At 68.3% G+C, this 22,047-nt stretch carries 32 protein-coding genes and 2 tRNA genes; all 34 read left to right on the top strand.

Features of this window, described 5'->3' with window-relative positions:
• The first annotated feature begins 7 nt into the window (after nt 1–7).
• The 34 genes from LG388_RS21890 (at nt 8) to LG388_RS21725 (ending at nt 22,042) form a co-directional block, all read left to right on the top strand.
• Nucleotides 8–868: a hypothetical protein gene (locus LG388_RS21890; protein WP_225784686.1), complete on the top strand. Its 861-nt coding sequence runs from the start codon at nt 8–10 to the stop codon at nt 866–868.
• Nucleotides 865–1,320 (top strand): hypothetical protein, encoded by a 456-nt coding sequence (locus LG388_RS21885; protein WP_225784685.1) that lies wholly within the window; start codon nt 865–867, stop codon nt 1,318–1,320. Before LG388_RS21890 ends, LG388_RS21885 begins: the two co-directional genes overlap by 4 nt.
• Nucleotides 1,314–1,529 (top strand): hypothetical protein, encoded by a 216-nt coding sequence (locus tag LG388_RS21880; RefSeq protein WP_225784684.1) that lies wholly within the window; start codon nt 1,314–1,316, stop codon nt 1,527–1,529. The genes LG388_RS21885 and LG388_RS21880 overlap by 7 nt, the downstream gene beginning before the upstream one ends.
• Nucleotides 1,526–1,714, top strand: coding sequence for a hypothetical protein (locus tag LG388_RS21875; RefSeq protein WP_225784683.1), 189 nt, complete (start codon nt 1,526–1,528; stop codon nt 1,712–1,714). Before LG388_RS21880 ends, LG388_RS21875 begins: the two co-directional genes overlap by 4 nt.
• Nucleotides 1,707–2,165: a hypothetical protein gene (locus LG388_RS21870; RefSeq protein WP_225784682.1), complete on the top strand. Its 459-nt coding sequence runs from the start codon at nt 1,707–1,709 to the stop codon at nt 2,163–2,165. The genes LG388_RS21875 and LG388_RS21870 overlap by 8 nt, the downstream gene beginning before the upstream one ends.
• Nucleotides 2,162–2,380, top strand: a complete 219-nt coding sequence (locus LG388_RS21865) for a hypothetical protein (protein WP_225784681.1) — start codon at nt 2,162–2,164, stop codon at nt 2,378–2,380. Before LG388_RS21870 ends, LG388_RS21865 begins: the two co-directional genes overlap by 4 nt.
• Complete coding sequence (locus tag LG388_RS21860) at nt 2,377–2,754, top strand: hypothetical protein (protein WP_225784680.1); 378 nt, start codon at nt 2,377–2,379, stop codon at nt 2,752–2,754. The genes LG388_RS21865 and LG388_RS21860 overlap by 4 nt, the downstream gene beginning before the upstream one ends.
• Nucleotides 2,741–3,511: a metallophosphoesterase gene (locus LG388_RS21855; RefSeq protein WP_225784679.1), complete on the top strand. Its 771-nt coding sequence runs from the start codon at nt 2,741–2,743 to the stop codon at nt 3,509–3,511. Before LG388_RS21860 ends, LG388_RS21855 begins: the two co-directional genes overlap by 14 nt.
• Nucleotides 3,512–3,516: 5 nt before the next feature.
• On the top strand, nt 3,517–3,960 hold the full coding sequence (locus tag LG388_RS21850; RefSeq protein ID WP_225784678.1) for a DUF1367 family protein: 444 nt from the start codon (nt 3,517–3,519) through the stop codon (nt 3,958–3,960).
• Between the two features lie 28 nt (nt 3,961–3,988).
• Nucleotides 3,989–4,483 (top strand): nuclease domain-containing protein, encoded by a 495-nt coding sequence (locus LG388_RS21845; RefSeq protein ID WP_225784677.1) that lies wholly within the window; start codon nt 3,989–3,991, stop codon nt 4,481–4,483.
• Between the two features lie 21 nt (nt 4,484–4,504).
• A tRNA-Ile gene (locus tag LG388_RS21840) sits at nt 4,505–4,580 on the top strand.
• A gap of 397 nt (nt 4,581–4,977) precedes the next feature.
• A tRNA-Thr gene (locus LG388_RS21835) sits at nt 4,978–5,054 on the top strand.
• 23 nt (nt 5,055–5,077) lie between these two features.
• Complete coding sequence (locus LG388_RS21830) at nt 5,078–5,377, top strand: hypothetical protein (protein WP_225784676.1); 300 nt, start codon at nt 5,078–5,080, stop codon at nt 5,375–5,377.
• A gap of 112 nt (nt 5,378–5,489) precedes the next feature.
• Complete coding sequence (locus tag LG388_RS21825) at nt 5,490–6,224, top strand: hypothetical protein (RefSeq protein ID WP_225784675.1); 735 nt, start codon at nt 5,490–5,492, stop codon at nt 6,222–6,224.
• Nucleotides 6,217–7,740 (top strand): terminase large subunit domain-containing protein, encoded by a 1,524-nt coding sequence (locus LG388_RS21820; RefSeq protein WP_225784674.1) that lies wholly within the window; start codon nt 6,217–6,219, stop codon nt 7,738–7,740. The genes LG388_RS21825 and LG388_RS21820 overlap by 8 nt, the downstream gene beginning before the upstream one ends.
• The gene (locus LG388_RS21815) at nt 7,737–8,225 is read left to right on the top strand and encodes a hypothetical protein (protein WP_225784673.1); all 489 of its coding nucleotides are present in this window, start codon (nt 7,737–7,739) and stop codon (nt 8,223–8,225) included. The genes LG388_RS21820 and LG388_RS21815 overlap by 4 nt, the downstream gene beginning before the upstream one ends.
• On the top strand, nt 8,225–10,561 hold the full coding sequence (locus tag LG388_RS21810; RefSeq protein ID WP_225784672.1) for a hypothetical protein: 2,337 nt from the start codon (nt 8,225–8,227) through the stop codon (nt 10,559–10,561). Before LG388_RS21815 ends, LG388_RS21810 begins: the two co-directional genes overlap by 1 nt.
• Before the next feature lie 19 nt (nt 10,562–10,580).
• On the top strand, nt 10,581–10,829 hold the full coding sequence (locus LG388_RS21805) for a hypothetical protein (RefSeq protein ID WP_225784671.1): 249 nt from the start codon (nt 10,581–10,583) through the stop codon (nt 10,827–10,829).
• 25 nt (nt 10,830–10,854) lie between these two features.
• Entirely contained in the window at nt 10,855–11,841 is a 987-nt protein-coding gene (locus LG388_RS21800; RefSeq protein WP_225784670.1) for a hypothetical protein, read from the top strand.
• Nucleotides 11,842–11,843: 2 nt separating this feature from the next.
• Nucleotides 11,844–12,056 carry a hypothetical protein gene (locus LG388_RS21795; protein WP_225784669.1) on the top strand — a complete coding sequence of 71 codons (213 nt, stop codon included), beginning with the start codon at nt 11,844–11,846 and terminating at the stop codon, nt 12,054–12,056.
• A 128-nt stretch (nt 12,057–12,184) separates the two neighbouring features.
• Nucleotides 12,185–13,309, top strand: coding sequence for a N4-gp56 family major capsid protein (locus LG388_RS21790; RefSeq protein ID WP_225784668.1), 1,125 nt, complete (start codon nt 12,185–12,187; stop codon nt 13,307–13,309).
• A 65-nt stretch (nt 13,310–13,374) separates the two neighbouring features.
• Nucleotides 13,375–13,821 (top strand): hypothetical protein, encoded by a 447-nt coding sequence (locus LG388_RS21785; protein ID WP_225784667.1) that lies wholly within the window; start codon nt 13,375–13,377, stop codon nt 13,819–13,821.
• Between the two features lie 92 nt (nt 13,822–13,913).
• Nucleotides 13,914–14,627, top strand: coding sequence for a hypothetical protein (locus LG388_RS21780; protein WP_225784666.1), 714 nt, complete (start codon nt 13,914–13,916; stop codon nt 14,625–14,627).
• Nucleotides 14,628–14,630: 3 nt separating this feature from the next.
• A complete protein-coding gene (locus LG388_RS21775) occupies nt 14,631–15,317 on the top strand; it encodes a DUF6682 family protein (RefSeq protein WP_225784665.1) in 687 nt (228 codons plus the stop codon).
• On the top strand, nt 15,314–15,877 hold the full coding sequence (locus LG388_RS21770) for a hypothetical protein (protein WP_225784664.1): 564 nt from the start codon (nt 15,314–15,316) through the stop codon (nt 15,875–15,877). Before LG388_RS21775 ends, LG388_RS21770 begins: the two co-directional genes overlap by 4 nt.
• A gap of 2 nt (nt 15,878–15,879) precedes the next feature.
• Nucleotides 15,880–16,224: a phage baseplate upper protein gene (locus tag LG388_RS21765; RefSeq protein ID WP_225784663.1), complete on the top strand. Its 345-nt coding sequence runs from the start codon at nt 15,880–15,882 to the stop codon at nt 16,222–16,224.
• Entirely contained in the window at nt 16,221–17,114 is an 894-nt protein-coding gene (locus LG388_RS21760) for a hypothetical protein (RefSeq protein ID WP_225784662.1), read from the top strand. The genes LG388_RS21765 and LG388_RS21760 overlap by 4 nt, the downstream gene beginning before the upstream one ends.
• A gap of 10 nt (nt 17,115–17,124) precedes the next feature.
• A complete protein-coding gene (locus LG388_RS21755; RefSeq protein WP_225784661.1) occupies nt 17,125–17,571 on the top strand; it encodes a phage tail protein in 447 nt (148 codons plus the stop codon).
• A gap of 4 nt (nt 17,572–17,575) precedes the next feature.
• The gene (locus LG388_RS21750) at nt 17,576–18,331 is read left to right on the top strand and encodes a phage neck protein fibritin (RefSeq protein WP_225784660.1); all 756 of its coding nucleotides are present in this window, start codon (nt 17,576–17,578) and stop codon (nt 18,329–18,331) included.
• A gap of 2 nt (nt 18,332–18,333) precedes the next feature.
• The gene (locus tag LG388_RS21745; protein ID WP_225784659.1) at nt 18,334–18,747 is read left to right on the top strand and encodes a hypothetical protein; all 414 of its coding nucleotides are present in this window, start codon (nt 18,334–18,336) and stop codon (nt 18,745–18,747) included.
• Nucleotides 18,744–19,451 carry an SGNH/GDSL hydrolase family protein gene (locus LG388_RS21740; RefSeq protein WP_225784658.1) on the top strand — a complete coding sequence of 236 codons (708 nt, stop codon included), beginning with the start codon at nt 18,744–18,746 and terminating at the stop codon, nt 19,449–19,451. The genes LG388_RS21745 and LG388_RS21740 overlap by 4 nt, the downstream gene beginning before the upstream one ends.
• Nucleotides 19,451–20,608, top strand: coding sequence for a hypothetical protein (locus LG388_RS21735; RefSeq protein ID WP_225784657.1), 1,158 nt, complete (start codon nt 19,451–19,453; stop codon nt 20,606–20,608). Before LG388_RS21740 ends, LG388_RS21735 begins: the two co-directional genes overlap by 1 nt.
• Nucleotides 20,605–21,021, top strand: a complete 417-nt coding sequence (locus tag LG388_RS21730) for a hypothetical protein (protein ID WP_225784656.1) — start codon at nt 20,605–20,607, stop codon at nt 21,019–21,021. The genes LG388_RS21735 and LG388_RS21730 overlap by 4 nt, the downstream gene beginning before the upstream one ends.
• Nucleotides 21,008–22,042 (top strand): IS630 family transposase, encoded by a 1,035-nt coding sequence (locus LG388_RS21725; RefSeq protein WP_225781239.1) that lies wholly within the window; start codon nt 21,008–21,010, stop codon nt 22,040–22,042. Before LG388_RS21730 ends, LG388_RS21725 begins: the two co-directional genes overlap by 14 nt.
• Nucleotides 22,043–22,047: the final 5 nt, after the last annotated feature.

Here is a 22,047-nt window from a genome sequence, read left to right as displayed (position 1 = left end):
CGCCGACGTGCGCGCCAAGGGCTGGCGCTTCGAGATCGACTACGAGCAGGTGGAGCAGAGCGACACCTGGGACGTGGCATCGGAGGTGCCCATGGCCCAGCACGCGCTGCTGTTCATGTGGATGACTGCCTGGACGCAGGTGCCCTGCGGCTCGCTGCCGGCCGACGAAGACATCATCCGCGCGAAGTGCCGCATCCCTGCGAAGTTGTGGCCCGCCATGCGCCCCGTGCTGATGCGCGGCTGGTGGCAGGCCGAGGACGGCCGGCTGTACCACGACACCATCGTGAAGCGCGTGGGCGAGATGCTGGAGTACCGCCGGAAGGAGGCGGAACGCCGCAATCGGAACCGCGTGAAGCCATCGCCTGTCCCGCCAATGTCCCGCGGGACAAACGCGGGAGATGCACCGGACACCACCGGTACGCCCGACACCGGAACCGGAACCGGAACCTTACCTTCCACACTTCGTGCGGAAGGTAGCGCGCGCCCGACGCCGGGTGAGGCCTGCATCGCGATGAAGGGCGCGGGCATGGCCGTGGTCAGCCCATCGAGCCCGAAGCTGCTGGCGCTGCTGGAGGCCGGCATCACCCTGCCGGAACTGGTCGACGCGGCCCGCGATGCGGTGGCCATCGGCAAACCGTTCGCCTACGCCCTGGCGACAGCCGAGGGCCGCCGACGCGACGCCGCCGTGGCGCCTCTGCCCGCCGCCCGCCGCTCGGCGGCCAACGCGCAGTCCTTTGCCGAGCGTGACCGCGACGCCAGCATGGCCCGCTGGGAGGAGATGACGGGCCGCGTACACCCCGACCGTCAGCCGGGCGGCGCCGCCGTCATCGACATCACCCCCACACACCAACGCCTGGAGGCCCCATGAGCCTGCCCATCCAAGCCGTCGACCGCATCTTCATCCGCATGGCCGCCACCTACGGCGCCGCGTGGGACCGCAGCCTCGGCGCTGCGCCGCTCGGCGACGTGAAAGCCGCGTGGGCACACGAGCTGGCCGGCTTCTCGGATCGGCTGGGTCTGATCGCCTGGGCGCTGGAGAACCTGCCCGAGCAGGTGCCCAACGTGATCGTGTTTCGCAACCTCTGCCGCCGCGCGCCGGTGGAGGACGCGCCGCGCATCGAGCACCAGCCGGCGAGCCCGGAGCGCGTGGCCGCTGAGCTGCGCAAGCTGGGCCCGACGCTGGCACGGCCGCCGGCCAGTGCGAACAACCGCGCGTGGGCGCACCGGATCCTGTCGCGCCACGAGGGCGGCGCACGCATCACGCCCGCGGTGCTGGAGATGGCGCGCGACGCGGCCGGCAGGGGAGGCGCAGCATGCTGATCCGACAGATCGCCGACGTGGCCGTCGATGCTCAGCGCGAGCTGATGCAGGCCAACGATGTCGCCCGCTCGCCGCAGGTGCCGGCGGGCCCGCGCCAAACGCTGGCCCGGTATGCGGCGGTGCAGCGCGCCAGGCTCGCGGTGTGCGCCGAGCATTTCGCCGCGCTGCAGCCCGCCAACGATCCCGCGATGGAGGCGGTACCAGCATGACCCGCGCATACGCTGCACGCCAGTTGCTTCGCCTGGGACCGCTGACGCTGGGTGAGTTCGTCACCTGCACAGGCTGGCCCATCGCCGCCGCGCGCAAGACCCTGGCCGCGTTGGTGGAGGCCGGGCAGGTCGTCTACCGTGGCAACACCCAGCGCGGCGTCTATGAAGTGCCCGCCCATGGCTGATCGCAAACGCGCGGCCGCGCGCCGCCACCGCCCGCAGCGCCTGAGCCTGATCGAGCGCGCGCTGATCGAGAAGGAATGGCACGACACCGCCGTGCGCGCTCAGATCCACGCGATCCTGGGCGACGACGGCCACCAGTTCGTGAACGCTGCCGGCCGCGTGCTCTACGTGGTGCTGGGCGCGCTGGCCGCCGGCGAGGTGGATGGTGAGGTGCCGGAGGGCCGCATCATCCGCGGCGCGTGCAACGCGCTGTACGAGCAGGCAGGCCGTCCCGAGATCGACGACGCGCGCCGCGCGGCCATCAACTCTGGCCTGCAGGCCGCCGAGCGGCTTCTGCCCGCGCTGCGCCGCGGCAGCCTGATCGAGGCCGCCTGTGACCTCAAGCTCAAGCTGCGCTTCGGCCATGTGAACTGGAGCGACTTCCAGCAGGTGATGGAGGGCGCGCCGGCATGAGCACCTGCATCAACTGCGACCACTGGGATTTGAAGGGCTCGCCGCTTCGTAGCGAGGGCTTCGGGCACTGCAAGGTGGAACCGAACGACCTGCTGCGCAAGGCGAAGACGACCAGCGCGCAGAACGTGTGCCGCCTGGACCGCTTCAAGCCGGCGACGCAGCGCGCGATCGACAACCGCGTCAAGGCGCTGGCCGCGCAGGGGTCCGCATCGTGATCGCCGCCAGCGTGCCCCTGCGCACCACCAACGGCCAGAACGTGCGTGAGCACCACTTCACCCGCGCACGGCGCGTGAAGAAGGAGCGCGAGGCCGTGCTCTGGCGCCTGGCGCCCACGCGTCCGCCGGCCGGGCCCGTGCGCGTGCTGCTAGTGCGCGTGTCGCCGCCCAGCGCCACCGGCCGCTGGCAGCCGCTGGACGCGCACGACAACCTGCGCGGCGCGCTCAAGGCGCCCGTCGACGCTGTGGCCGAGTGGCTGCGCCGCGACGACGCCGACCCATCCATCACCTGGGACTACGGCCAGCGCCAGGGTGCGCGGGGCGAGTGGGCGGTGGAGATCCACATCACGGAGAGAGCAGATGAGCACCCATAGCACGACTGTCCGGCGCTTTGAGCGCAACACCCAAGGGCGAGACCTGATCATCGGGGACGTCCATGGCCACTTCACGAAGCTGCGTGCCGCGCTGGACGCGGTGGCCTTCGATCCTGCGGGCGGTGATCGCATCTTTTCCGTGGGCGACTTGGTCGACCGTGGGCCCGAGTCCGCACAGGCGCTCGAGTGGCTGGCGCAGCCGTGGTTCTTCGCAGTGCGCGGCAACCACGAGGACATGGCCATCGCCTACGACGACGGGGTCATGGACGGGCGCCTGTACGCGGCGAACGGCGGCGCTTGGAACCTGGATGCGACGTCAGCAGAGACTGCAGCCATCGCCGCGACATTCCGGATGCTCCCCATCGCCATGGAGTTGCAGACGGCGGCCGGCACGGTGGGCATCGTGCATGCCGACTGCCCGTGCCGCTCGTGGCCCGAGTTCGTCGCAGAGCTGGAGGGGCCGACGGGGCAGGGCGACTACGAACGGCAGCACGTCATCGAAATGGCGATCTGGAACCGGGCACGCATCGAGGAGGGCGTGACGGACGCCATCGAGGGAGTGCACGCCGTGGTGGTCGGCCACACCCCCGTTGAACGCGTCACCAGCTTGGGCAACGTGCACTACATCGACACGGGCGGCTGGCTGCCTGTTCACCAGGACGGGCACTTCACCGTGCTCAACGCCGAGACGCTGCAGCCCGAGCGGGGCCGCGTGGCGGCGAACGACGGCGCCGTGCTGTGGGAGGCTGCAGGATGAAGGCCATGCTCATCAAGACGCCCACCGGCCTGCGCGGCGCCACGCCGGCCGACCAAGACGCCTGGGCCAAGTTCCGCCGCCGGCTGGAGACGATGGCGCCGGGCAAGTGGCTGCGCTTCGAGTGGGCCAGCCCGCGCAACGGCGCGCACCATCGCAAGATGTTCGCCCTGCTGCAGCTCGTGGCCGAGAACAGCGAGCTGTACGAGACGCCGGAGAAGGCGCTCGTGGCGGTGAAGCTGGCCGCCGGCTTCTACGACCCCATCGTGGACCCGCGAACCGGCGAGATCGTGCCCAACCTGCACAGCATCAGCTACGAGAAGATGGGGCAGGAGGACTTCGAGCGCTTCTACAGCGCCGCGCTGGATGGCGTGCTGCAGGTGATCCTGCCAACGATGGACCGGGCCACGGCGGACCGGCTCATGGGCATGATCGTGGAAGGCTGGGCATGAAGCGCAGTGCCCCCTGAAGCGCACGCCTATGCAGCGCGCGCAACCCGTCGGCGAGCAGCGCCCCGAGCGCATCAAGCCCGTGGCCGTGCCGCTCACGCGCCCGCCGGTGTACTGGCACCCCGCCAATGAGCCGGTGCACGCCATCCCCAAGACCGAGCCCCAGCGCAACCGCGCGCTGCTCGACCTCGCGCGCGGCGCTCCCTGCCTGCTGCGCATCCCCCGCGTGTGCAACGACGACCGGGAGACGACCGTGGCCGCGCACAGCAACCTGGGTCAGCACGGCAAGGCCGGTGCGCGCAAGGCGGACGATCAGTACTCCGTTTTTGCGTGTGCGCGCTGCCATTCGTGGCTGGACGGCAGCTACAGCGCGACGCTCGAGCAGAAGCGCGAGGCCTTCCTGATGGGGCACGCCCGGCAGGTGCATGCCTGGCGGAAGGTGGCGGCGGACGCCGGCCGGCCTGAGCGAGACCGGGCTGCTGCGCGATGGGCGCTGGATCGCATCGACCCCCCTTGCACTCCCTGAATTCGCTGGCAATATTCCAGACGCGGTGTAGCTCAGACAGACGAGCACCGGGCTCATAACCCGACCGACGAGGGTGCGAGCACCTCCACCGCAACCAGACAACCGTAGAGAGAGTTCCCGAGAGGGCAAGCCGCCGCCGAAGGCCCCAACGTGGACACCTTCGGCGGCGCCGGGCGGCAACCGGCACCAAAACTCGTAGAGCGGAACTGCCGCACCTACCTGCATTCGACCCGGGCAACGGGTGAAGGGACCGGAGGAAGGAACAGGGAAAGCCGGCGAGCAGGCGCCGGCCCGAGGAAACCCCCGGGAGGGGCCCATCACGCATGGCGATGGCCGCAAAAGGGAGTTGGGCGTTCCTGCCCATTCCGTCGCCAGCCGTGATGGTGAATGCGCAGGCTGATGCGCAACACGTACGTGGGCCGCGACCTTTCTACGGGCGGGTCAAAGCCGTAGCCCATATGCCGGAGATCAGTGCCGGCCACCATCAGGTCATCGCCGCCATAGCTCAGCAGGCAGAGCATTCCCCCTGTAAGGGACAGGTCGCGGGTTCGAATCCATGCTGGCGGCACCAGACACCCGGGAGAGAATCCCGGCGTGCGCACCTCTGAACTTTCCGGAAAGGCCCTCGAGGCCCTGATCGCCCAGGCGCTGGGCGATCCCCCTGGCAGCCAGTACCTCACCCGCTGGCCCGACATGGACCAGGTGCTGGAGCGGTTCGCCATCCAGGTCGCGCCGATGGCTGGCAAGAACTGGATCTGGTGTGCGGTGGTGGTCGGCAAGCCCGGTACCGGCATCGAGGCCGGCCCATGGATCGAAGGCCAGACCATCCGCATCGCGGTAGGCCGGGCCATCGTCGCTGCGCGCTACGGCCGCGAGATACCCGACCCCCCTTGAATCCGAGCCTCCACACGGGCTAAATCCCACCGTCTCCAACGGTTGGGAAGCACGACCACCGCGTACCCAGCTTTCCCCCAGGGCGCTCCCCTGGGGGCTTTTCATTCCGGGATTGGCAGCACGCAAGACGTCGCGCGCAGAGAACGAGCAAAAGGCACCGACGCCGAAGGGCAAGGCCGCCGCAAAGAAGACGCCGCCGGCCGCGAAGAAGGCCAAGGCCAATCCCCCCACACCCCCGAAGAAGACAGGCGCCTCTCCATGGCGCACGGTCAAGCCTGAGCCCGAGAAGGCGCCAGAGCCTGGCCGCGCACTCATGGTGATCCCGCAGCCTGAGCCGCCGCCCCCAAAGACGCCGTGGCAAGAGTTCAAGGCCGGCCTCCCTGATTCCTTGAGTGACTTCCTCGGCTTCATTGTGCGCGGCGGACACATGGCCGCTTGGTGCGGCGAGCGTGGGATTCCGTACACCACGATGCTGACGTTCATCAGCTCCGACCCGCGCCGTTCCGAGATGTACCTGCGCGCGCGCGAGGACCGGGCCGACGTCTTGGCCGACGAGATCGTGGCGATCAGCGACGAAGACACGTTGGAAGTCAAGGAGTTGGCGCCGGGCGTGAAGGTTGCGGTATTCGACAAGACCGCAGTCGCCCGGAATCGCTTGCGGGTCGAAGCCCGCAAGTGGGTGGCCGCGAAGCTGCGCCCGCGCGTGTACGGCGACAAGCTGGAGGTCGAGAGCACCGTCAACCACAAGGCCGTGCCCGATGACGAGCTGCTGGCGCGCCTAGCTGCGCTGGGCGTGGTGCTGCCGAGCGTGATGCCGCAGCAGGGCGGGGAGGGCGGCAATGCTTGACCTCGCCACCCTGACCCACGATCAGCGCGTGGAGCTGACCGGCCTGCTGGCTGAGCTGGAGCGCCGGCGCAAGCAGCGCATGCTGCAGACGATGTTCCCGGACCGCGGCCCGCTGCGCCGCGAGCTGTACCCGAAGCACCTGGAGTTCTTCCGCTCGCTGGCCCCGAAGGCGCTGGGCACCCCGCCCGGGCAGAAGACCGGCGTGGCCCGGGCCAGCGAGCGCGTGTTTATGGCCGGCAACCGCGTGGGCAAGACCATGGCGGCCGGCACGGAGATCGCCTACCACCTGACCGGCCAGTACCCGGAATGGTGGGACGGCCACCGCTTCGACAAGCCCATCCGCGCGCTGGCCAGCGGCGACACGCACGAGACGACACGGGACATCATCCAGCTGAAGATGCTGGGGGCCACGACGGACCGGCCCGAGGCCTACGGCACCGGCCTGATCCCCGGCGAGTCCATCCTGGGCGTGGTGCCCCGCTCGCACGTCAAGGGCGCCGTCGAGAAGATCGTCGTGCGCCACGTCAGCGGCGGCGAGAGCGAGCTCTGGTTGCGCAGCTACGAGCAGGGCCGCGAGATCTTCCAGGGCTTCGAGCTGGACCTCTTCTGGGCGGACGAGGAATGCCCGCAGGACGTGTACGAGGAGGCGCTGGTGCGCCTCATGACGCGCAACGGCCTGTCCATCCTCACCTTCACGCCGCTGAACGGCCTGACGCCGCTGGTGCAGGAGCTGACGAAGCCCGCCGAGGCCTACACCGACGAGGACGACCCGGACGGGCTCAAGCGCCTTGCCGCGGCCGACCGCCTGATCGTGCAGTGCGGCTGGGAGGACGTGCCCCACCTGTCCGCCGAGGCCAAGGCGAAGTTGTTGGCCAAGCTGGCGCCGCACCAGCGCGAGGCGCGGACCAAAGGCGTTCCGGCGCTGGGCTCTGGCGCCATCTACCCCGTGCCCGAGGGCGACATCGTCGTTGACGACTTCCCCATCCCCGATCACTGGGTGCGCGCCTACGGCCTCGACGTGGGCTGGAACCGCACTGCTGCCGTGTGGGGCGCCCTGGACCGCGACACGGACGTGCTCTACCTCTACGCCGAGCACTACCGCGGCCAGGCCGAGCCCAGCATCCACGCCGCCGCCATCAAGGGCCGCGGCGACTGGATAGCCGGCGCGATCGACCCGGCCAGCCGGGGCCGCAGCCAGAAGGACGGCGAGCAGTTGCTGCAGAACTACCGCGATCTGGGCCTCGACGTGAACGAGGCCGACAACGGCGTGGAGAGCGGGATCTACGACGTGTGGGAGCGCATGTCCACCGGCCGCCTCAAGGTGTTCCGCAGTTGCCGCAACTGGGTCGACGAATACCGCATCTACCGGCGCGACGACAAGGGCCGGATCGTCAAGGAGCGCGACCACCTGATGGACGCGACCCGCTACCTCGTGAAGACGGGCATCTACATCGCCCGCGTCAAGCCGCGCGAGCGGTCCAACCGGGGCCGCACAGGCTCTTGGAGAGTTGCATGAGCGAAATTTCCCTACTCGGCCCGCGCGGCACGCCCCTGGTGGAACTGGGCGGCGAGCGCGCCTGGCGCAGCTTCACCAAGGGCGACATGGTGTGTAGTTTGCAATGGCTGGACCTGCAGGCCCACGATCCCGAGTTCCCCGAGGCCGGCCCGGTGCCCTGCATGGTGCTGTACCACGCATTCCGACGCGTGGAAACCGGCGCACACGTCATCCCTCAGCACTACGCCTACCTGTACGGCGCGCGCGAAGGCAAGCCGACCTTCCACTTCTTCCGCGGCGTGTGCGACGCCTGCGAGACGCTGGGCTTCGACCGCAACGACAAGGCGGCCCAACACCGCATGATGGACCTGGTGATCGAGGCCATGCCCGACCTGATCCTGATGCCGTCCGAGCAACCCAGCGCGCTCGAGGTGCAGCGCCACAAGCTGGGCATCGAGGTCAGCGTCAAGGCCGCCGGCCAGACCATGCACACGGAGGTGATGTGATGTTCGACGACGGGCACACCACCATCGCGCCCCCCAAGGACCGGCCGAAGCAGCAGGACATCCACGATCCTGCGGCGCTGGCCAACGACCCCACGGTCATGCAGGTGCATGGCCCCAGCGCCAAGGACGCCAGCGCCGAGGAAGCGAAGATGCACCGCCATCACGTCCTCATGGACCTGCTGGACTACGAGGCCGAGCGCCAGGCCGAGGAGCGCATGCAGGCGCAGATCGACGAGGACTACTACGACCATCTGCAGTGGCGGCCCGAGGATGCACAGGAGCTGATCCGGCGCGGGCAGGCCCCTTTGGTGTTCAACCAGTCGCGCCAGACCATCGACTGGCTGTCGGGCACCGAGAAGCGCATGCGCAAGGACTTCAAGATCCTGCCGCGCGAGCCGGGCGACGAGGCCGGCGCCGAGCTGAAGACGAAGCTCGTGAAGTACACCGACGACGCGAACCTCACGCAATGGCACCGCAGCCGCGCGTTCAAGCAGGCGGCCACGGCCGGCCTGTCCTGGCTGGAGGAGGGCGTCAACCCGGACCCCGAGGCCGAGATCGTCTACAGCGGCTGGGAGGACTGGCGCAACGTCTACCGCGACAGCCACAGCCGCAACATCGACATGAACGTGGATGCGCGCTACCTGTTCCGGGCCCGCGTGCTGGACCTGGACTATGCCAAGGCGCTGCTGCCGGGCAACGATGAGCACCTGAACGCCGTCGCCGGCCGCATGGACGAGGACGCCGAGGGCGACGACATCTGGTACATGGGGCAGAAGCTGACCGGCGCGAGCGAGACGGAGTGGGGCGGTCTCACCAGCCTGTCGAGCATGAGCGAGCGCGCGGCTTACATGGGCCGCAACGGCTACTACGACTTCTCCCGGCGGCGCAGCGTGCGCCTGATCGAGTGCTGGTACCGCGTGCCGGAGCGCGTGAAGGTTTTCGCGGGCGGACCGTTCCAGGGGCGCATCGTCAACCCCATGGTCACCGGGCACCAGCAGGCCCTGAACGACCATCAGCCGGTCTACGAGGCCGTGAAGATGCGCATGCGCGTCATGATCGCCACGAAGTACGCGGCGCTCAGGGACCAACCCAGCCCGTTCCGCCATGGCCGCTTCCTGCTGGTGCCGCTCTATGGCTACCGCCGGGCCCGGGACGGCGCCGCCTACGGCGTGATGCGCGGCATGCGCGACATCCAGGACGACCTGAACAAGCGCCGCAGCAAGGCGCTGTTCGCGCTGTCGTCCAACCGGGTCAAGGCTGAGGAGGGCGCGTTTGAAGACCCGGAAGAGGCGCGCGACGAGGCCGCCCGACCGGACATGCTGCTGATGTACAAGCGTGGGCACAAGGTTGAGTTCGAGAAGCCGGTGGGCGACTACCAAGGCAACCTTGAGCTGGCAGCGCAGAACGTGCAGCAGCTGCGCGAGGTCGGCGGCGTCACCGGGGAGAACCTGGGCTACGACACGCGCGCACAGTCGGGCAAGGCCATCATCGCCAAGCAGGACCAGGGCTCGCTCACCACGGGCGAGCTGTTCGACAACCTGCTGCTGGCAATCCGCCAGACCGGCCGGCTGCGCCTCTCCCACATCGAGCAGTTCTGGACCGAGGAAAAGGCCATCCGCATCGCTGGCGAAAACAAGCCGATCGAGTGGCTGGAGATCAACAAGTTCGACCCGGCCACGGGCCAGATCCTGAACGACATCACGGCGCGCGAGGCGGACTTCATCGTCGACACGCAGGACTACCGCTCCACGCTGGCGCAGGCCGCCCTGGAGCAGATGTTCGCGCTGCTGGGCCAGATCGCCACCTTCGCGCCGCAGGTGGTGTTGGCGGTGCTGGACCTGGTGGTGGACTCGGCCGAGATCAAGAACAAGGAGGAGTGGGTCAGCCGCATCCGCAAGCTGAACGGCCAACGCGACCCCACGAAGCCGCCCACGCCCGAGGAGCTGCAGGCCGAGCAGGAAGCCGCGGCGAAGCAGGCCGAGGCCGAGCAACTGCAGGTAGACACGGCGAAGGCTCAACTCGCGCAGATCCAGACCAACATCGACTTGATGCGCCAGCAGATGGGCAAGCTGGACGCCGAGGAAGTGCTCAAGCGCGTCGAGGTGATGTTCCAGTCGCTGCAGACCGCCCAGGCCGCCGCCACCACGCCGGGCCTGACGCCCGCCGCCGACGAGATCAGCAAGAGCGCGGGCGGCGTGGACAAGAACCCCGGAGGCATGCCCCCCATGCCGCCCGCGGCGCCCGCAGCCGAGGTGCCGCCAGAGGCGCCGCCGGACGCAGAGCCGGCGCTCCCCGCCGAACCTATCCCCCCGGCCGATCCGGCCATCCCTCAGTGACCACGAAAGGCAAGACGCCATGACGCAAGACAACGCTTCCGAGTTCAAGCTCAGCATCGACATCACCGTGACGGGCCTCGGCGACCGATACAAGGCCGATGTCGTGAACGACGTGCTGCAGGAGTTGACCAATCGCATTGAGTTCCGCAACGGGACGATCCAGCCCGGGCGAGTGATCGACCACCGGATGGATCACAACGCCGTCCGGGTGACGGTGGACCTCAACCGCCTCACCACGCAGCAGCTGACACCTGTGCACAGCTCGTAAGCCATTCGAACCAGGAGCCCATCTCATGACCATCGACCTGAACGACGACGACCTGCGCGGCCTGAGCGCCGCGGAGCGCGAAGCCCTGCTGCAGGCAGCCGAAGACGACGCCGACGGCGACATCGCCGAGGCCTTCGGCAAGACCGCGGGCACAGCGGCAGAAGCACCAGCGCCCGCAGCGCCGGGCGGCGACGAGGCCGAGACCGACGCGGAAGAGGATGCCGCTGCGGCGGCGGCAGCGGCCACAGCGGCGACGGCGGCTCCTGCTGCGCCCGCTCTTGCGCCGGCAGCCGAGCCCGCCCCGGCGCCCGCGCCCGAGGCGCCCGAAGAGCCGGCGCCCACCGCGCCGCGCGCCACGCCCGACGACATCGAGGACCAGCGCAAAGCCCTGAACGCCCGCGAGGACGAATCGCTGCAGAAGCTCATGGACGGCGAGATCACGCCCGAGGAGCACGGGAAGGTGAAGGCCGAGGTGCGCGCCGGCCTGGACAAGCTGCTGCTGGCCGAGGCGACGGACCGCGCCGCGGCCGAGGCGGACATGCGCGTCATGGTGCGCCAGTACGCGACCGACCGGGCCAGCACCGCAAAGGATGCCAAGGCGGCCGGCCTGGACTACTCGCCGACCAGCGACGCGGGCAAGGAGTTCGATGGCCTGGTGGCGATGTTCAGCAAGGAGCTGCTGGGCCGCGGCATCGCCGACACGCCGGGCAACCTCGCCAACAGCAAGGAGGCGCTGCGCCAGGCCCACCAAGTCATGCTGATGCGCCACGGCAAGGCCGCCTCTGCAGCGCCGGCCGCGCCTGCGGCTGCGCCCGTTCCGGCGAAGGGCCCGCGCCCGCCGGTGAACCGCAGCGAACTGCCGACGACGCTGGCCAACACGCCCGCGGCAGCCGACGCTTCGGTGGCTGGCAACAAGTTCGCGCATCTCGACGCGATCGAGAACCCGGCCGAGCTGGAGCGCGCCCTCGCGCGCCTGACGCCCGCCGAGCAAGAGGAATACCTGGGCGCCTGAGCATGTCGAAGACCATCAACCTGATCCGTGACCTCAAGGTGAACGAGTGCATCTCGTTCGATGGCGGCCGGCTGACCGTGTGCCTGCGCGAGAAGAGCGGCCGCAGCGCGCGCCTCAAGTTCACGCTGCAGGAGGCGGTGGTCATCGACAAGCCGCGCCAGGCCGCGAACGACGAGGGGCCGGCACCGACCCCCCTTGAAATCCCGCAATCGTGATATAGGCTTCCTCCACTGATTCCGCAGACGCGCGCACGACGTTGGGAGCGGAGCCAGGGCCACCGGGGGCCACACCCGGTTTATGAGCGCAAGACGTGCTCCATGCCGAAAGGCGAAGGAGTGCGTCTATGCGGACGTTCATCGGGGTCAACGATCCCCAAGCAGTGAAGAAGTGGTCCTCGCTGATGGCGGTGGCCATCAACAAGGCCAGCTACTGGGCCAAGAAGTTCATCGGCGAGGGCAAGGATTCCCGCTTGCCCATCCAGCGCATCGACGATCTCGAATCGGGCGCCGGCGACGAGGTCACCGTTGACCTGCTGATGCCGATGAACATGGAGCCGCTGATCGGCGACCAGACCCTCGACGGCAAGGAACAGCCGCTCAAGTACTTCACCGACCGGCTGCGCATCGACCAAGTGCGCGGCGGCGCGGACCTGGGCTCGCGCATGTCCAAGAAGCGCACCCTGCGCAACCTGCGCTCGGACGCCAAGCGCGCTCACACCGACTGGTGGAAGCGCCTCATGGATGAGCTCTATTTCATCTACCTGTCGGGCTCACGCGGCACCCAGGGCGGCTACGTGTGGAGCGCGAACAACCCGTTCTTCACCGTCAACCCCCTGACCGCCCCGGACGCCATGCACCAGATGTACGGCGGCACTGCCACGTCGGCGGCCTCCATCACGGCGGCCGACAGCTTCAAGCTGCGGCTCATCGACAAGGCCGTGGCCAAGTCCGAAACGATGGGCGGGGACGGCACCGACGAGCTGTCGATGATCCCGATCAACATCGAGGGCGGCGACCACTACGTCGCCCTGATGCACACGTTCCAGGCCGACTCGCTGCGCCAGGATGCGGGCACCGGCGGCTGGCTGGACATCCAGAAGGCCGCCGCTGCTGCCGAGGGCGCGAAGAACCCCATCTTCACCGGCGCCATGGGTATGTACAACGACGTGATCCTGCACAAGCACCGCAACGTCGTGCGCTTCAACAACTACGGCGCCGGCTCGAACCTGCCTGCCGCCCGTGCCCTGTTCCTGGGCTCGCAAGCCGCCTTCGTGGCCTACGGCGACAACGAGAGCGGCACCCGCTACCGCTGGACCGAAGAAACCAAGGACCACGGCAACAGCGTCGCCATCGGCACTCACTCCATCCTGGGCGTGAAGAAGGCCACCTACAAGTCCAAGGACGGCCAGACCGTGCGCGACTTCGGCGTGGTCGCGATGGACACCTACTGCGCTGACCCGAATGCCTGATGAGGCGCGCCCGGCTTCGGCCGGGCGCATCTCCGGTTCAACGCTCAACCTCAAGGAGTCCCCTCATGGCCCGCATCCTCTCCGAACAATGGACCGGCAAGAAGTCGGTCCCGCAACCGGCCAGCGCGTGCATCACGCTCGTGCCCATCACGGTCGTGCTGCCCGCCGCGGTGGCGCTGAACGACATCATCGCGCTGCATGAACTGCCGCCCGGTGTCGAGCTGGTCGACTACGACCTGATCGCGCCGCAGCTGGACAGCAACGCCACGCCCACGGCCACGTTCAGCCTGGGCGTCGAGAACGCCGCCGGCACCGACCTGGCCACGGTCTACGAAGCCGGCCTGGAGTTCGGCCGCACGGCGGGCGGCTCGATCGCTCGCGCGACGGCCGGCGCAGCTGCCGCTGCTGATGCCACCACGGCCCGCCGCATCGCCCTCAAGGTGACCGCGGCCTTCGCCACCTACGCCGGCTCGGGCAAGACCCTGCTGGCTGTCCTGCACCTCAAAGGCTGACCAACCGCGGCCCCGGTGTGTGCGAGGGGCGCTGCTGCGAGGTGGCGCCCCTCTTTTCTTACCCCAACAGCCCCATCCCCCAGGAGCGCAAGATGCAGATCCACGCCTACCGCCGCAAGGAGCCGACCCCCGTCGAACTGTTCGGGCTGAACTACGTGTTCGCCCCCAACGCACAGGGCCACTGCGTGGCGACCGTGGAAGACGAGCGCGCTGTTGCACGTCTCCTGGCGATCCCGGAGGCCTATCGCGAATACTCCGGCGCGCCGGCGGCGGGGCACTCGGCGCCCCAGTCGCACACCTTGCCAGTGACGGTCAACCCGGATGGGAGCACTTCGATAGCAGGCGTCAAGGTGCAGGCGCAAGCCCAGGCGGACGATGAAGACGACGCCGACGAGCTGCTCAAGGGCTCGGATGTGCAGCCGCCGCATGTGACGATCACCGAAGGCGCCGATCCGGTGCCGCTGGGCGAGATCGTGGCCGAGGCCTTCAAGCGCTCGGGCCTCAAGATCGCCGAGTGGAACGACAACGACGATGACGACCGCGAAGCCCTGATCCAAGGCGAGATCACGCGCCGCGTCATCGAAGCCGAGCAGGCGAAGAAGGACGCCGAAGCAGCCGCAGCCCCGGCGGAGCCCGAGAACCCGCTGATCCTGACCAACGGCGACCAGACCATCGACCTGTCCAATTGGACGGCCAAGCAGGTACGCGACTTCGCCGCCTCGAACGGCGTTGACCTGCCCAAGGGCAACAGCACCCCGGTTGGCGAGTTGCGCCTCCTGCTGGCCAAGGGCCTGCGCGGAGAGTAAGCCGTGGCGACGCCAGTGTCCCTCGTGCTGCGGCGCGCTATCGACATCCTGCAGGACACCACCAGCATCCGCTGGCCGGTGCCTGAGCTTGTGCGCTGGTACAACGCTGCGCTCAACGAGGTGATGCTGCATCGACCGGATGCATTCAACAAGTCGGCCACGATGGTTTGCGTGGCCGGCACGAAGCAACTTCTGCCGGAAGACGGCGTGAAGTTGATCGACGTGCAGCGCAACTCCAGCGGCAAGGCCGTGCGTTTGTGCAACCGCGAGATCCTGGATGCGCAGATCCCGGCATGGCACTCGCTGCCCCAGAAGGCCGAGATCGTGCATTTCATGTACGACGAGCGTGAGCCCCGGTCCTTCTGGGTGTACCCGCCAGCGACCTCGACCGCGTCCCTGATCATCAACTACGCGGCCGAGCCGGCACTGGCCACGGTTCCGGCCGAGGGCGCAGAGCTTTCGGCGGTCACCGGAGACATCCCGTGCGACGACGTTTACGGCAACGCTCTCACGGACTACGTGCTGTATCGCGCCTACAGCAAGGATGCTGAGTATGCGGGCAACGCTGAGCGCGCCGTCGCGCACTACACGGTGTTCGCGAACGCGCTGGGCATCGAACTGCAGCGCACGGTGGGCGTGGCGCCGCGCTCGCGCAACAACCCGAACGCCGCAGCGGCGCAATCCCAGTGAAGCCTTGGAGCACCTTCTTCCCGGACGTGCTGCCTGCAGTCGTGGGCCTGGGCCTGCCCGAGCCGACCGTGGAACACCAGATCAAGCGCGCTGCGCAGGAGTTCTGCCGTCGCACGCGCGCGTGGCGCGTGACGCTGGATGCGGTCTACACCAGCGCGAGCGGACGAGAGTACGACATCGAACTGGAGCCCCGCTCGGAACTGGTGCGCCTGGAGTCCGCCGCACTTGACGGTCACCGCATCGCGGTTTGGCGGGACCGGGATGGCCGCGGTCGCTTCGTATTCACGTCCGATGGGCGCACAGTGGCGTTCAGCGAACAGCCAGGGCAGGGTCAGCAGTTGGTGCTGACCGCATCATTGCGCCCCGCCGACAGCGCTACGGGCATTGAGGACGCATTGGCAGAGCGCTACAGCGAGGCCATCGCACGCGGCGCGGTGGCGCGGCTCAAGGGCGACCCCATTCTGCAGCAGTCCTTCGAGGGCGAGTGCGATCGCATCAAAGTTGCACTCTGGCGTGGCAACGCCCCCATCAATCCGCGCGTGCGCGCGCAATGGTTCTGACCATGGCCGACAAGATCAAGCTCGTCCAGCGCGACACGCGGCCCCAGCTCAGGGCAACGCTGACCTACGAAGGTGATGCGGACCCCGCAGTGCCGGTAGACATCACCGGCGGTACGCCGCGTCTGTACTTCCGTCGTGCCGGCGAGACGGCCCTGCTGGACACGTTGGTGGGCACGGTGCTGAACGGCCCGGCTGGAATCGTCGTGTTCGACTGGGGCCCGTCCACGCTGGACGTTGCGCCAGGCGCCTACGAAGGGCAGATTGAGGTGACGTTCGCCGACGGCGGTCGTCAGACGGTCTACGACATCCTGAAGTTCGCGGTGCGCGGGGAGTTCGACGCGCCATGAGCGTGCGCGGCACGATCATGGCCAGCGCCATCCAGGCGAGCATTGACGCGGCCGCCCTGCGCGCGGGAGTCAATGCCGCCCCGATCCGGGCCGCCGTTGAGGCGGGCCTGTTCCTGCGGTTGCTGCGCATCGAGGACGCCGTGATGGTGACCGATGTACTGGCCAAGAGCCTGGGCCTGTCCGCGCAGGACGCAGCCGTCGTCGTCGATGCCCTGGCCATGGCGCGAAGCCGCGACGTGGGCGATGCCGCTGGTGCATCCGATGCGCTGGCCCTGCTGCTGGCTCGAGGTCTGGGCGACAGCGCAGCCGCGGTCGATGCCACCAGCATCGCCATGCACAAGGCGGTTGCCGAAGCGGTGGCAGCCGACGATTCGGTGGCCTTCGTGTTGGAGCGCACCGTGAACGAGGCCTCGGCGGCGGCCGACGCCATCGACATCGCCCTGCAGCGAGGTGTGGCGGAAGAGGCGCAGGCTCTGGATGCAGTTGCCCGGGTGTTCCGCAAGGTCGTGCGGGATGCCGTGACCGCAACGGATGCGCTGTCCTTTGGCGACCTCACGAACATGGGCGAGGCCGACGAGGCTGGAGCCAGCGACTCGCTGGCGCTGCTGCTGCACCGATCCCTGGCGGACGTGGCAGCCGCCGCAGACGCCGCCTCGATCGCCGTGGCCCGCAGCTTGAGCGATGCCGCCACCGCAACGGACGCGATTGCCAAGCTGCTGCAGCGCGCCTTGGCCGACGCGAGCACAGCCAACGCTTCCCTGGCCCGGCTGACCGCGCGGCCCGTCTCCAACTCTGCCGCCGCTGCTGATGCCGGCCAACTCCGCGGGCAGGGCTACTCCGATTTCAGCTACTTCGCCGAGAACTACGTCGGCTACTCCGAAACCTTCTGAGGACCAACCCATGACCATCAAAGATCCCATCAAGGCCACCGGCGACGTGCTGCTGACCGTCATCGGTGCAGACGGCAAGCTGAAGGAGCGTCGCGAGATCAAGAATCTCGTGGTCACCGTTGGTCGCAACTTCATCGCCAGCCGCATGCGCGGCGCCACGCCTGCCGTGATGAGCCACATGGCCCTGGGTTCGGGCAACACTGCTGCAGCCGCAGGGAATACCGCGTTGGTCGCCGAACTGGGACGCGCGGCGTTGGACAGCACGGGCGGCACGGGCAACCAGGTGATCTACACCGCCACCTTCGGCCCGGGCGTGGGTACAGGCGCCGTCGCCGAGGCCGGCGTTTTCAACGCGGGCGCCGCGGGCGACATGCTCGCGCGCACGGTGTTCAGCGTGGTCAACAAGGCTGCCGACGACACCATCGTGCTGACCTGGACCGTGACGATCAACGGCTGATCCCATGGCGACTATCCTCACGCGCGCTGAGAAGGGCTCGCCTCTGAGCAACTCCGAGGTGGATGCCAACTTCACCAACCTGAACAGCGCCAAGATCGAAGACGCCCCCTCAGACGGCAAGCAGTACGCGAGAAAGGATGGGGCGTGGGATGAGATTGCTGAGGTGGCAAAGCGCCTCTACACCGTCTGGCTGACCAGCGGCACGACTTGGGTGGTCCCGCCTGGCTGCACGGAGATCGTGGCCGAGGGGGTCGGGGGTGGTGCATCGGGACGCAACAACAACAACACCAACGGCGGCGGCGGCGGGGGCTTCGGGGCGTACTTCCTGATCCGTCGTGAGGTCACTCCTGGGCAGGTGCTGAACTACAGCATCGGGGCCGGGGCGGCCGGAGTGCCTCTCGGCACGGCTGCGAACGGCAGCGACGGCGGAGACACCACACTGACCATCGGCGGCGACACGGCAATTGCGGGTGGCGGCAAACGGAACTCGTCCAGCAGCAACAACGGCAACGGCCCCGGCGGCACCGCCACGGGTGGGGACATCAATTTGCCCGGGCCGAATGGCCTTTTCGGTGGGTCGGCCGCCAATGGCGGGGCTGCGAATGTGTACGGGCATCTGGGTGGGTGGTGCGCTGGGCCGTGGGGCGATGCCACGCCGCGTAACGGTGGCCCCGGGGCCGGCGGCCACGCCGGCACGACGACTCTTGCGGGTGCCAACGGCACCAACGGCGCAATCAAGCTCACTTTCCTGGCGGCATGACCATGACCACAGCAGCAATCCTTGACGCCGCTGGCGTCGTGATCAACATCATCGTGGCCGATCCCGCAGAGGTGCCGGGTTCGGTGCCGGGCGAGGGTGGGGCCATCGGCGACACCTGGGACGGCTCCGGCTTCGTGCGCCCACCTCAGCCCGAGGCTGAGCCCGTGGTGCCCGAGAGCGTCACCCGGGCGCAGGGTAAGGCGGCGCTCGTGCAGGCGGGCCTGTGGGCGGGCGTGCTTGCCTACGTCGCGGGCATCGCTGACCCCACGCAGCAGGCCCTGGCCGAGATCGCGTTGCACGACACGCTGGAGTGGCGCCGCGACTCGCCATTCCTCGCGGCAGCGGCTGCTGGCCTGGGCCTGACATCGGCCCAGCTCGACGCGCTGTTCATCTCTGCTGTGGAGATCGTTCTGTGATCGCGCTCCTGTTGACCCGCCGCGTGTGGCTCCTCGCCTCTGCCGCGCTTGCTGCCTGTGGCGGTGGCGGTGGCTCGCCGGGCATGGCCCCCGTGCTGCCTGTTCCCACGCCAGAGCCCGCGCTGCCGCCGGCACCTGAGCCGCGCGAGGTGGTCTATGCCCATTACGGCGACAGCCTCACCGCTGGCGGCACCGTGCCGCGGATTCAGTCCCACATGCCGGGCACGTTTCACATCGATCGCTCGTATGGCGGCACGATGGTCCGCTATGTGCTCGACGGGCGCGAGCCCTGGGCGCGCGAGCCGTTCGCACAGGCGATCCAGCGTGATGGTGCGGACTGGATCGTGATGCGCTGGGGCGGCGAGGTCGGGCCGTTGCGCCTGCCGGTCGACATCGTCGCGGACGTGTCCGTCATGGTGGACATCGCCCTGGCGGCCGGCAAGCGCGTGGCGCTGGTGGGCGCGTTCGACGCGCCGCTGACCGACGCCATCACGCCGGAGATCCGGGCGCTCTACATGGAGGTCGATGAGCGGCTGCGCGTGCTGGCCGCCGAGCGCGCCATCACCTTCGTGGAGTTGCTCAGCATCCCCGTACCGCCCGAAGACATGTACGACACGGTGCATCCAGGCGCTGCGGCGCAGGAGCGGCATGCTCGGCACATCGCGCGGCAACTCGTCTCGCTACTTCCTCCGCGGAGCCACTGATGGCCGTGCTGCGCATCACCGCGTTCAAGGGCATTTTCCCCTCCGTGTCGCCGCGTGCGTTGCCCGACGACGCGGCGATGGTGGCCGAGAACATCAGCTCGCGCGTGGGCGAGTTCCTGCCGCGCGGCACTGACCAGGATCTCGCCGCGGGCCTGTTGGGAGCGAAGACGATCTACCGCCACTCGCGGACAGCGTCGGGCGGCTTCCATGCGGACCTGACGACCGGATGGCGCACGAACGGCAAGGCGATGAACATCGCCAAGGGCCAGATCAACGACAACACCGAGGACCGGCTGTACATGACGGCCATGGACGGGTCCGAGCCAACGAGCGTCATCACGGCGGCCGGCGCGTTCCGGCTGGTCGGGGTGCCTGCGCCGGCCGGCATTCCCGCGGCCACAGTCAATGTCGTCGACGAGCTCACCTGGGAGGAGCGCAACAGCGGGTACGAGACGGCGCTGACCGCGGCGGAGCAGGCAATCCGCGCCAATCTCTCTGAGAAATGGGTGGGCATTCCGCGGCCCGGCGTGGGCACGCCCGGCGTGGTGGACGTGAGCCTGACGCACTTCCCGGAGGCGGTTCCGTTCATGGTCGGCCGGCTCTACCGGCTGGCGAGCAGCGACGGCCAGATCAGCGACGCGTACACCGGCGCGGATCCCACGGTGATGTCTTGGGTGATGGATCCGATGCTCAAGGGCTTGAACGTGGGCGTGTTGACCAGCCCGCCGGCGTGGGCCGGATCGAGCCCGCACTACGGCCTGGGCCTGTACGCCTACGGCCGGGCCTACAGCATCGACAAGCCGGCCGCCGCCGCCGCGCTGGCCACCATCACGCTTCCGGGCGGGGAGACGATGTTCCCGCCTGACCAGATCGCCACCATCGTGAACGGCATCGAGTCCGTGCTGGACGACAACCAGGGCACGGTGCGCTCCAGCAAGGACGCGATCACCAACAAGATGAACGAGGTGCTGGGCCTGCTCGCGGGCGGCGCCCGGTCCAACCTCATCGCCGCGACGGCAGAGTTCTACGCGAAAGGCGACGTGGCGGGGGCGATCAATAGTGCGCTGGATACCTTCACCAGCGAGGTCTACAAGCAGGCCGTGCAAGTGTGGAGCACCCCGCCGACGCCGGTTTATGACCCGGGAGGGGCGCCGTGAGCGACGTATACGCAGGGGGGAATCAGGCGGTGGCGCGGGCCGCGATCAAGGCCGCCGCGCTGGCACGCATCACCACGGATGCCGATGGATCGAAGACGCTGGACGTCGAAGGCCTGGTGGCATGGCTGAACACCGAGTTCGCCAAGATGTACCCGGACGATGAAACGGACAGCCCGGACGCCTACACGCGGGTGCCAACGCGGGCGCTCGTCAATAACCTGTGGAACGCGATCCGCAAGGAGGCCTTCGAGGGCCGCGCCGACTACCCCAAGGCGGCCGAGATCCTCACCGGCACCGCACTGCTGACAGCGACCCGCGACGGCCAAGCAGAGCTGCAGCGCATTATTGATTCGGCCCTTGTGCACTTGAATTTATCTGCACCGCCCCCAACTCGGATTCATGCAAGCAACTGACATGAGATCGTTGAGCCACGAAGCGCGGCATGAGCGCCGGGTTCAGGTCATCCGGCTACGCAAGGCCGGCAACACCTACGACAAGATCGCCGCGCTCACCGGCCTGAGTCGCACAGGCGTCTTCAACATCTGCAAACGCCATGAGGCGCTCGGTGCCAAGGCGCTGCACGACGCCATTGGCGGGCGCAAGCTCGGCGAAAACCGCTTGCTCGACCCCGCCCAGGAGGCCCTGGTGCGCAAGCTCATCGCCGACAAGACGCCCGATCAGCTCAAGATGCCCTACGCGCTGTGGACCCGCGCCGCTGTGGCCCAACTCATCGAACAGCGCTTTGGGCTGCGACTGCAAGTGCGCACCATGGGCAAGTACCTGGCGCGCTGGGGCTTCACGCCGCAAAAGCCGATGAAGAAGGCCTACGAGCAGTCACCGGCGGCGGTCAAGAAGTGGCTCGACGAGGACTACCCCGCCATTGCCGCGCGGGCCAAGGCCGAGGGAGCCGAAATTCACTGGGGCGACGAGAGTGGACTGCGCAGCGACGATGTACGCGGCCGTGGTTTTGCGCCCAAGGGCCAGACGCCGGTGGTGCGGGTCAACAACAAGCGCCACAACCTGTCGGTCATCTCCACCGTGACCAACAAAGGGCAGATGCGCTGGCGCATCTTTGACGGGGCGCTCAACACCACAATCCTGATCGACTTCCTGCGCCGGCTGATCAAGGGACAGACCAAGAAGGTGTTCCTGATCCTGGACAACCTGCGGGTGCATCATGCCAAACCGGTCAAGGCCTGGCTGGCCGAGCATGCCGATGCCATCGAGGTGTTCTACCTACCGAGCTATAGCCCGGAGTTGAACCCGGATGAGATGGCCAATGCGGATATCAAGCAGGCGGTCACGAAGCTGGCACCGGCGCGAACGAAGCTGCAACTGGCCAAAGCCACAGCCAAGCACCTTCGCAGCGTGCAACGCCAGCCCGAGCGCATCCGCAAGTACTTCGAGCACGCCACGGTACGCTATGCGGCTTGAGTCAA

It is taken from the genome of Xenophilus sp. Marseille-Q4582 (assembly GCF_916700565.1).
Classification (GTDB): Bacteria; Pseudomonadota; Gammaproteobacteria; order Burkholderiales; family Burkholderiaceae_C; genus Xenophilus.
This window is presented reverse-complemented; position numbering and strand designations above follow the sequence as displayed.